The sequence below is a fragment of the Cryobacterium sp. genome, assembly GCF_026786305.1.
Taxonomy (GTDB): Bacteria; Actinomycetota; Actinomycetes; order Actinomycetales; family Microbacteriaceae; genus Cryobacterium.
In genome coordinates this window covers 1-9,879 of the sequence record NZ_JAJAYI010000055.1, presented here as the reverse complement: position 1 = coordinate 9,879, position 9,879 = coordinate 1, and the positions used below count along the sequence as shown (strand labels likewise).

Annotated in this window: 11 protein-coding genes; 5 read left to right on the top strand and 6 right to left on the bottom strand. The window is 63.1% G+C overall.

The annotated features are described in order from the left end of the window. Nucleotides 1-201: 201 nt before the first annotated feature. The 6 genes from rsmG to rpmH form a co-directional block, all read right to left on the bottom strand. Entirely contained in the window at nt 202-837 is a 636-nt protein-coding gene (gene rsmG, locus LH475_RS05665; RefSeq protein WP_297413083.1) for a 16S rRNA (guanine(527)-N(7))-methyltransferase RsmG, read from the bottom strand. 29 nt (nt 838-866) lie between these two features. Then, nucleotides 867-1,361, bottom strand: coding sequence for a R3H domain-containing nucleic acid-binding protein (locus tag LH475_RS05660; protein ID WP_297413084.1), 495 nt, complete (start codon nt 1,359-1,361; stop codon nt 867-869). Between the two features lie 97 nt (nt 1,362-1,458). Beyond that, a complete protein-coding gene (gene yidC / locus LH475_RS05655) occupies nt 1,459-2,421 on the bottom strand; it encodes a membrane protein insertase YidC (RefSeq protein WP_297413082.1) in 963 nt (320 codons plus the stop codon). Nucleotides 2,422-2,429: 8 nt separating this feature from the next. Then, entirely contained in the window at nt 2,430-2,774 is a 345-nt protein-coding gene (gene yidD, locus LH475_RS05650) for a membrane protein insertion efficiency factor YidD (RefSeq protein ID WP_297413081.1), read from the bottom strand. Further along, nucleotides 2,771-3,112 carry a ribonuclease P protein component gene (gene rnpA / locus LH475_RS05645; protein ID WP_297413080.1) on the bottom strand — a complete coding sequence of 114 codons (342 nt, stop codon included), beginning with the start codon at nt 3,110-3,112 and terminating at the stop codon, nt 2,771-2,773. Before rnpA ends, yidD begins: the two co-directional genes overlap by 4 nt. Nucleotides 3,113-3,135: 23 nt before the next feature. Further along, nucleotides 3,136-3,273 (bottom strand): 50S ribosomal protein L34, encoded by a 138-nt coding sequence (gene rpmH, locus LH475_RS05640; RefSeq protein WP_010204566.1) that lies wholly within the window; start codon nt 3,271-3,273, stop codon nt 3,136-3,138. A 287-nt stretch (nt 3,274-3,560) separates the two neighbouring features. Here rpmH and dnaA point away from each other — a divergent pair, with 287 nt between their 5' ends. The 5 genes from dnaA to LH475_RS05615 all read left to right on the top strand — a co-directional run. Then, on the top strand, nt 3,561-4,991 hold the full coding sequence (gene dnaA / locus LH475_RS05635; RefSeq protein ID WP_297413079.1) for a chromosomal replication initiator protein DnaA: 1,431 nt from the start codon (nt 3,561-3,563) through the stop codon (nt 4,989-4,991). 380 nt (nt 4,992-5,371) lie between these two features. Beyond that, the gene (gene dnaN, locus LH475_RS05630) at nt 5,372-6,517 is read left to right on the top strand and encodes a DNA polymerase III subunit beta (RefSeq protein WP_297413078.1); all 1,146 of its coding nucleotides are present in this window, start codon (nt 5,372-5,374) and stop codon (nt 6,515-6,517) included. 73 nt (nt 6,518-6,590) lie between these two features. Continuing rightward, nucleotides 6,591-7,760 (top strand): DNA replication/repair protein RecF, encoded by a 1,170-nt coding sequence (gene recF / locus LH475_RS05625; RefSeq protein WP_297413077.1) that lies wholly within the window; start codon nt 6,591-6,593, stop codon nt 7,758-7,760. After that, nucleotides 7,757-8,245, top strand: coding sequence for a DciA family protein (locus LH475_RS05620; protein WP_297413076.1), 489 nt, complete (start codon nt 7,757-7,759; stop codon nt 8,243-8,245). Before recF ends, LH475_RS05620 begins: the two co-directional genes overlap by 4 nt. Before the next feature lie 168 nt (nt 8,246-8,413). Further along, on the top strand, nt 8,414-9,879 hold a 1,466-nt coding region (locus LH475_RS05615; protein WP_297413075.1), incomplete at its 3' end, for a DNA gyrase subunit B.

Here is a 9,879-nt window from a genome sequence, read left to right as displayed (position 1 = left end):
GGGGAGTTCATGCTCGTCTTCTCGTCATCGACGGGCCCCCCGAAGAGCCTCCTACGCCGCTTGCTACCGAAATGTTTCACGTGAAACCCCCTCGACCACAGTGGATCGGTCATGCTGATTTGGCGGGCGCTGCGGTCGTTGCGCACAGCTCCCCACGCCCCGCAGTGCCAAATTCTGTCTGGCAACCACGCGAACGGTCGGTCAACCTACTGTAGCTCGAAACACCCGCGTGACCTCGGTGGCGACACCGTCCCCGAGCAGCAAAATCTCTACTTCGGTCAGCCGGAGCCGTTTGATCGCCTTCGCGGCCGCTGACAATTCCCTTTCTACGCTCGCGCCCTTCATCAAGATCACCTCGCCGCCCGATCGAACAAGCGGCACGGTCAGGGGGAGCAGCTTCGACAGAGCACTCACGGCCCGCGCGGTTGCCTGGTCGAGAATCGGCGTGGGGTTCGCTTCCTCCGCCCTCGCACGCATTACCTCGACGTTGGTCAGCCCAAGTTCCGCCGCCTCGTGTCGGAGCCAATCACAGCGACGTGCCATCGGTTCGATGAGCACGAACTGCGCGTCCGGACGCGCAATCGCCAGAACGAGCCCGGGAAGGCCAGCCCCGCTACCGATATCCCCCACCCGCGCGCTGGGCCAGATCAGTGGAGCGACCAGTACAGAATTGAGAACGTGGCGGGTCCACAGGCGGGGGAGTTCAACTGGGCCGATGAGCCCCAACTCCTCACCGCGCCGGGCCAGGTCATTGGTGTACTTGCGGGCCACGTCGAGCCGGCGTCCGAAGAGTGCAGCAGCAGCGTCAGGCTCCGTCTCGTACGCACGCGTTGTCACGAGCACCCACCGCGATGTTTCACGTGAAACTATGCCTGCGTGACGACGGTGTGGCGGTCGCGCCCTTCGCCCTCCGATGCGGACACGAACCCGCGCGCACCAACGATGTCGTGCACCAGCTTGCGCTCATAGGACGACATCGGCGGCAGGGATGCTGCCTGGGCTCCGGCTTCAATCCGCTCGACCGCGTGATCCACCAGTGTCGTCAACTCCGCCACGCGAGCGGCGCGCGAACCGCCAACGTCGAGGATGAGCCTCGAGTACGATCCGGTCTTCGCCTGCACGGCGAGGCGCGTGAGCTCCTGCAGGGCGTTCACGGTGTCGGGCTTCGAGAGAATCCGAAGGTTGCTGTCCTGGCTCGAGTTCACTGAAAGATAGGCACGGCCGTCGCGCGCGTCGATATCGATGTCGCCGTCGAGATCGGTGATGTCGAGCAGCTCCTCGATGTAGTCCGCGGCGATATCGCCTTCCTCTTCGAGCTGTCCGACCGTACGCTCGGTCTCGGTCGGTGTTTCCGCGACCACCTCGGTCGCCCTGACGGCATCCGTCGGCGTGATCTCGCTGGGGGTGTTCAGGTCGCTCACTGCACTGCTTTCTATCAAAAGGGCGAGGGGTGGTGCGTTAGCGGTTGGCGTTTGGCTTCTTCTTCGCACGGGCCTTGCCGACGGGCTGCTGGCGCTGTGCGGGCTTGACCTCGTCGCGCGGCTTCTCGTCCTTGTCCTCAATGACTGTGATCCCGCGGCGCTGGTTCTTCTTCGCGATGCGGTTCTCACGTTCGAGGGCCGCCTCGCTGCCAGGGGTGGGCATGTTCCGGATGACAATGAACTGCTGCACCATTGTCCAGAAGTTCGAGACGAGCCAGTAGAACATCACGCCGAGGGGGAAAGTGAACCCAGAGAATGCGAACACGAGTGGCAGCAGGTACAGAAGGAGCTTCTGCTGCTTGTACATGGGGGAGTTCTGCATCTCGGGCGACTGATTCTTCGACATAATCTGCAGCTGCGTGATGAACTGCGACGCCGTCATGAGCACCACCATGATCGATGCGATGACGATGACGGCGACGTTGCCGTCGGCGCTCGAGATGGCGAGGTGCAGGGGCGCGCCGAGCAGCTCGGAGGTTCCGAACGACGTCGCGAGTTCCTGGTTGAGCAAGCCAATCCCCGCCGGATTCCCGTCGCTCTGTGCGCTCTGCAGAACGGAAAAGAGGCCAAAGAAGATCGGCATCTGCAGCAGCAGCGGCAGGCAGGAGCTCAGGGGGTTCGTGCCGGTCTTCTTGTAGAGAGCCATCGTCTCACGCTGCATGGCCTCGCGAGAGAACTGGTCCTTCTTTCCCTTGTACTTATCCTGAATTTTCTTAAGGTGCGGGGCGACCTCGAGCATCCGTCTTTGGCTCTTGATCTGGCGCACGAATACGGGGATGAGTGCCGCCCGCACGACAAGCACGAGGCCGACGATCGAGAGCACCCAGGTGATTCCTGCGTCGGTGTCCATTCCCGCCATCGTGATGAGCGAGTGGAAGGCGACGAGGATCGCCTCGATAACCCATTTGATGGGCCAAAGAATTGTGCCTAAGAAGTCCATGTCTTGGGTCAGCCCTTTCCATGGCTTGATAACAGGTCAGAGTGCGACCGATTTACTTGAGTTTGCGTCACGAAACCGAACCGGGTGATCGTGTAGTCGGAATTTCGCGGAAGCGGGATGTCGTCGATGCCGCCGGCCGCCCAGGGGTGACATCGGGTGAGCCGGAGGAATCCGAACCAGACCCCTCGAACCACGCCATGATGCTGGATGGCCTGCAGTGCGTAGGACGAGCAGGACGGGAAGTACCGGCAGACGTCGCCGTAGAGGGGAGAAATGACCGTGCGATAGATGCGAAGGATCGCCACGCAGACATTGCGAGGCAACAGCATAACGAACGGCAGTGTTCGTCTCATGCTCGCGCCATACCTTTGCGTAGGACTTGGGTTATTTCAGTGTTCAGGGTAGCCCAGGAAGCCTGCGCCGCGGCTGGCAGTGCCCTGATCACGATGTCCGTGCCCGGGGCAACATCCGCTACGAGAACAGACACCGCGGCCTTGAACCGCCGCCGGACCAGATTGCGGCGCACCGCGTTCCCGACCGCCTTGGACACTATGAAGCCCACCCGAGCCGGCCGCTCGGCCAGCCCCGTGCGCATGTAAACCACCACGTGAGGGGTCGACGCTCGCCGTCCTGACCTAACGATCGACCGGTAGTCATCGGAGCGCACAATTCGGTTCAGTCGGGCAAGCACCGGTTTGGCCTGGCCGTGTGTCGCTATGCAGAGAGTTCGGTGCGGCCCTTGCGACGACGTGCGCCGAGGATGGCGCGCCCGGCCCGGGTGCGCATGCGCAGGCGGAAGCCGTGCACCTTCGCGCGACGGCGGTTGTTGGGCTGGAATGTGCGCTTGCTCATAATTCAATCTCCACGATGTTGCGGTCAAAGGATGATGCCCGGAGCCCCGGCAGGCGATATCACACAACCTGAAAGGGATTGGGGTGGCCCGCGGGCCAGAAGTCAACTGATTAAAAATACGTTCTTTAAGCGCTGTGGTCAAACCGCGCCCATTGAGGCCCTGGTTTATCCACATGGGGATAACCTGTTTTGCGAAGCCTGCATCCCCGCAAACTAAGGTAGGTGGACGACACAGCCGGTGGATAACCCTGTGAGTAACCCAGCGAATTGCACATAAAAGGGGAAGCATGACCGACACCGCGGACGAGATCCAGCCGATCTGGCAATCCGTTCTGGCGAGTTTGCGCTCCGATGAACGAATCACCCCCCAGTTGCAGGGCTTTCTGAGTCTCGTTGAACCCAAGGGCGTGATGGCCGGCACGATCTATCTCGAGGTGCCGAACGACCTCACCCGAGGGATGCTGGAGCAGCGCATCCGGCTGCCCCTGCTCAATGCCATCGCCGACCTTGGCGACGGAGTCTCGGTCGCTAATTTCGCAATCGTCGTCAATCCCGACATCTCGCATGACTCACTCGATCCCACCGAGGAACAGTCGGAGGAGAGCGTCGAGGCGCCCTGGCAAGAGCGAAAGACGATGATGCCCTCGCCCGCGGAGGCCACCGGCAAGCGCTCCGATTCGCGCCTCAACCCGAAATACAACTTCGATAACTTCGTGATCGGCGGCTCGAACCGGTTCGCCCATGCGGCGGCCGTGGCGGTGGCCGAGGCTCCAGCCAAGGCCTACAACCCGCTGTTCATCTACGGTGACTCGGGGCTCGGTAAGACCCACCTCCTCCACGCGATCGGACACTACGCCGAGAGCCTGTACCCCGGGATCCGCGTTCGGTACGTCAGCTCCGAAGAGTTCACCAACGACTTCATCAACTCCATTGCCAACAACAGGGCGTCGGTCTTCCAATCCAGATACCGTGACATCGACATCCTCCTGATTGACGACATCCAGTTTCTACAGGGGAAGGACTCCACCCAGGAGGCCTTCTTCCACACGTTCAACACCCTCCACGACCACAATAAGCAGGTGGTCATCACGAGCGACCTCCCGCCCAAGCAGCTGACGGGCTTCGAGGACCGCATGCGGTCGCGCTTCGAGTGGGGCCTCATCACCGACGTGCAGGCCCCCGATTTGGAGACCCGCATCGCGATTTTGCGTAAGAAGGCGCAGAGCGACCGCCTCCAGGTGCCGCACGACATCCTCGAGTACATCGCCTCAAAGGTGTCGTCGAATATCCGCGAGCTGGAGGGCACCCTCATCCGCGTCACCGCCTTCTCGAGCCTCAATCGGATGCCCGTCGACATGGCACTCGTGCAAACGGTGCTCAAAGACCTGATCACGCTCGACGACGACAACGTCATCGCGCCAGTCGACATCATCAATCACACCGCGGACTACTTCAAGCTCACCGTCGACGACCTCTATGGCTCCTCCCGGTCGCAGGCCGTCGCCACGGCGAGGCAGATCGCGATGTACCTGTGCCGGGAACTGACCAATCTCTCACTGCCGAAGATCGGCCAGCTGTTCGGCAACCGCGACCACACGACCGTGATGTACGCCAACAAAAAGATCAGCGAACTCATGAAGGAGCGCCGCTCCATCTACAACCAAGTCACCGAGCTCACCAGCCGCATCAAACAGAACCACCGCTACAGCAGCCTGTAGTGCCGCCCCCTAAAGTGGGGCTCTAGTGCACAGTGTGGATAACTTAGGCGAATCGGTGGATAACTACCATCTGGCTTGTCGAGAACATGTGGTGCCTGTGGAATCTCCGAATGACAACACTGGCGACCTTCGACCAATCGTGGCGCCAGTCCCACACCCGCTCCACAACTCACACACGTGTAGTTCCCAACGCCCGTGCGAGAAAGGTGGAGTTACTCACAGTTTGCACAACGGTTAATACAATTGTTCTTTAAAGAATCCATTGGGTGAGGAAAGAACCTGTACACGACCGACTGTGTCGACAACCGGCCGCGGAGTCGGCCTCCGGCTATGCGAGTATTGAGGCCCGAGTCATCCGCAATCGCGCCAGGGGAGTCCCCATGAAGTTTCAGGTCAACCGTGACGTCTTCAGTGAGGCCGTTTCCTTTGCCGTGAAACTCCTCCCGCAACGCACAACCCTGCCCATCCTCAGCGGCGTTCTGATCGAAGCCGCCGAGGAGGGACTGACGCTGTCGTCGTTCGACTACGAGGTTTCCGCCCAGACGTCGATCGCGGCCGAGGTTGAAGAGGCCGGCAAGATCCTCGTCTCGGGACGACTCCTGGCCGACATCGCCAGCCGCCTGCCGAATGCGCCGGTGCAGTTCTCGAGCGAAGACAAGCGCATCAAGGTCACCTGCGGCTCTGCGCACTTCACGCTTTTGAGCATGCCTGTTGAGGAGTACCCCACGCTCCCGCAGGTGTCCGAGCAGACCGGCCTGCTTCCCGCCGAAGAGTTCGCCACCGCGGTGGCCCAGGTCGCCGTCGCCGCCTCGCGGGACGACGTCACCCCGGTGATAACCGGTGTGCAGCTTGAGGTATCGCAGAATTCCCTGAGCCTGGTTGCCACCGACCGCTATCGCGTCGCCGTCCGGGCGATCGAGTGGGATTCAGCCGGATCCAACGTCGAATCGGTCACCGCCCTCGTGCCCGCGCGCACGCTCCAGGAGATCGGCAAAACCTTCGGCCACAGTGGCACCATCTCCGTGTCGATCACGAGCACGGACGACCGCGAGCTCATCGCCTTCCGCGCCGACAAGAAGACCGTCACGTCGCTGCTCATCAAGGGCAACTTCCCACCCGTCAAGCGGTTGTTTCCCGAAACCGTCGACAACTACGCCGTGGTCAACACGGCCGAGCTGATCGAGTCGGTGCGCCGTGTCTCACTCGTCCTCGAACGTGAGGCGGCTTTGCGATTCAGCTTCACCATCGACGGGCTGACGTTGGAGGCGATCGGGTCGGAGCAGGCACAGGCATCCGAGTCGATCGATGCCTTCCTCACCGGAACAGACACGGTCGTCTCGCTCAAGCCCCAGTTTCTCCTCGACGGCCTCGGTGCGGTGAGGTCGGAGTTCGTGCGGATCTCGTTCACCAAGACCGACAACCCGAACAAGCCGGGCCCGGTGCTCATCACGAGCCAGTCATCCAAGGACCAGCCGGGCGCCGACGACTACCGGTACCTGCTGCAGCCCAACCTGCTCCTCCGCTGAGCGTCATCCGGCACATTCCATGCCCACCTCGGTCGGCTCCCGGTCCGGGTAGCCCGGTGCAGTGGAGATCAGCATGCTAGTCACCCACCTGAGCCTCACCGATTTTCGTAATTACGAGACCGCGGAGGTCGATTTCGCGCCGGGTGCCAACCTGTTTGTCGGCAGCAACGGGCAGGGCAAGACCAACCTCGTGGAGTCCCTCGGGTATCTCAGTACACTCGGCTCACACCGGGTCGCGACCGACCACGCGATGATCCGGCAGGGCTGCGATTCCGCGATCATCCGGACGCGGGTCCAGCACGGTAGCCGCCACGTGCTTGCCGAGGTGCAACTCAACCGCACTTCGGCCAACCGTGCCCAGATCAATCGGTCCGCCATCAGGACCCGGGACCTGCCGAGGTATTTCTCGAGCGTTCTGTTCGCCCCGGAGGATCTCGCGCTCGTGCGCGGCGAGCCGTCGGGCCGGCGCCGGTTCCTCGACGAGCTGCTCGTGCTCCTCACGCCGCGACTGGCGGGAGTGATGGCCGACTACGAGCGCGCGCTCAAGCAACGCAATAGCCTGCTGAAGTCGGCCCGGGCGGCGGGAGTCAAGGGAGCACAGCTGTCGACCTTGGAGATATGGGATGACCGGCTCGTCGCGCTGGGCTCTGAGCTTATCGAGGCGCGGAGCAGGCTCATCGCGCAGCTGGTGCCGGCGGTCAGCGCCGCCTACGTGGCGATCGCCGGAGAGGACCATCGAGCCCGGTTGTGGAGCCAGCTCAGCATCCTGTCATCCAACGCCGATGCCGAGGAGGGGACCGTGCAGGCGCCGGTCGGAGGAGAGTTCGTTCCGATTTCTGCCGCGGATGCCGCGGTGGCGTTCCGGGCGTCCCTCGTGCGGTTGCGCCGGGCGGAGCTCGAGCGGGCCGTCACCCTCTCGGGACCCCACCGCGACGACCTGGTGCTGGAGCTCAACGGGATGGCCGCGCGCGGCTATGCCAGTCACGGCGAGTCCTGGTCGTTCGCGCTCGCCCTGAAGCTCGCGTCGGCCGAGGTACTCCGCCGGGAGTCGGCCAGCGGAGACCCCGTGCTCATCCTCGACGACGTCTTCGCCGAGCTCGACCAGTCCCGGCGCGCGCGGCTCGCGGGCGCCGTCGCCGGCTTCGAGCAGGTGCTGATCACCGCCGCGGTGCTCGAGGACGTCCCCGCGGTGCTCACCGCGAACACGGTGCACATCCAACAGGGCAGGATCGTGGAGAAATGAGCGGGGAATCGGAATCTCGCGCCGTCTACGAGAGGTTCCGCCGGGTCTTCGGCAACGGCCAGGCTCGTTCGAGCGACGCCCGCAAGCGGACGAAGAAGGAGCCCGGCTCGAGCACCGCGTTCGGTCTCGGCCGGGATGCCCGCGGCCTCGCCGAGGTGCTCGACAACCTCACGGCAACCCTCGGTTGGAACTCGCCGCTCGCCCAGTCGGAGCTGCTCGCATCCTGGGCGGATATCGCCGGCGCCGAGACGGCGGAGCACTCGACCCCGGTCGGCATCGAGGAGGGAACCCTCACGGTGCGCTGCGACTCGACCGCGTGGGCAACGCAGCTGCGCCTCATGCGGGTGCAGATCACAAGCCAGATCGCCGCGAAATACCCGGATGCCGGCATTCAATCGGTGCGCTTCGAAGGGCCGGGTGCCCCCTCGTGGAAACGAGGCCCCAAATCAATTCCTGGGCGCGGCCCACGCGATACTTACGGATAACAGGGCAAAAACGGTCGCCGAGCACAAAATCTGTCCTCAGAACGGCATTTAGGACCGAGGCCTCTCAGGGCTTTGGTAGAATCGGAAGGTCCTCGAGGCATCTTTCCGCAGCGAAAGCCCGGCCACGGTTGACAGTTCCGATCTACCTGGCAGGAGCCTAACTTCATTATGACGACAGTCCCCTCTACTCCCCTGCCAGACGACACCTACGGCGCCGATCAGATCCAGGTACTCGAGGGGCTTGAAGCCGTTCGCAAACGCCCCGGAATGTACATCGGTTCGACCGGTCCCCGTGGCCTGCACCACCTTGTCTACGAGGTCGTCGACAACTCGGTCGACGAGGCTCTTGCCGGTCAGTGCGACCTGATCATCATCACAATGCTGCGCAATGGCGGCATCCGGGTCATCGACAACGGCCGGGGCATCCCCGTCGACCTGAACAAGAGCGAGAACAAGTCGACCGTCGAGGTGGTAATGACGATCCTGCACGCAGGCGGCAAGTTCGGCGGAGGCGGCTACGCGGTCTCCGGAGGCCTGCACGGCGTGGGGATCTCGGTCGTCAACGCGCTCTCCAAGGAGCTCGACGTCGAGGTACGTCGTCAAGGCCACGTGTGGCGCCAAAGCTTCACCCACGGTGTGCCGAACGCCCCACTCGAGAAAGGCGAGGCGTCCGACGAGACCGGAACGACCGTCACCTTCTGGCCGAGCCCGGACACGTTCGAGACGATCGAGTTCGACTACGACACCCTGCGCGCCCGTTTCCAGCAGATGGCGTTCCTCAACAAGGGCCTCACGATCACGCTCATCGACGATCGCGAGATCGACGGCGCCGAGCGTACCGAGGTTAATTACCTTTACGAGAACGGCCTGGTCGACTATGTCGAGTACCTCAACTCGGCTAAGAAGGTCGAGGTCGTGCACCCCGACATCATCTCTTTCGAGTGGGAGGACAAGGAACGCAAGATCGCGGTCGAGGTGGCCATGCAGTGGACGAACTCCTACCAGGAGAGCGTGCACACCTATGCCAACACCATCAACACCCACGAGGGCGGAACCCACGAAGAGGGCTTCCGCGCCGCGCTGACGAGCCTCGTCAACCGCTATGCCCGCGAGAAGGGCATTATCAAGGAGAAGGACGAGAACCTCACTGGCGACGACGTCCGCGAGGGCCTGACCGCCGTTCTCTCGGTGAAGCTCGCCGAGCCGCAGTTCGAGGGCCAGACCAAGACCAAGCTCGGCAACACCGAGGCGAAGTCGTTCGTGCAGAAGATCGCCGGCGAGCAGCTCGCTGACTGGTTCGACCGCAGCCCCACCCAGGCGCGCGACGTCATCCGCAAAGCCATTCAGGCCTCACAGGCGCGAATGGCCGCCCGCAAGGCCCGCGAGCAGACCCGGCGCAAAGGACTGCTCGAGTCGGGCGGGATGCCCGGCAAGCTCAAGGACTGCTCGAGCAAGGACCCCGCGCGCAGCGAGATCTTCATTGTCGAGGGCGACTCGGCCGGTGGCTCCGCCGTACAGGGCCGCGACCCGGAGACCCAGGCGATCCTGCCGCTGCGCGGCAAGATCCTCAACGTGGAGAAGGCCCGGCTCGATCGCGCGCTCGGCAACAACGAGGTGCAGGCCATGATCACCGC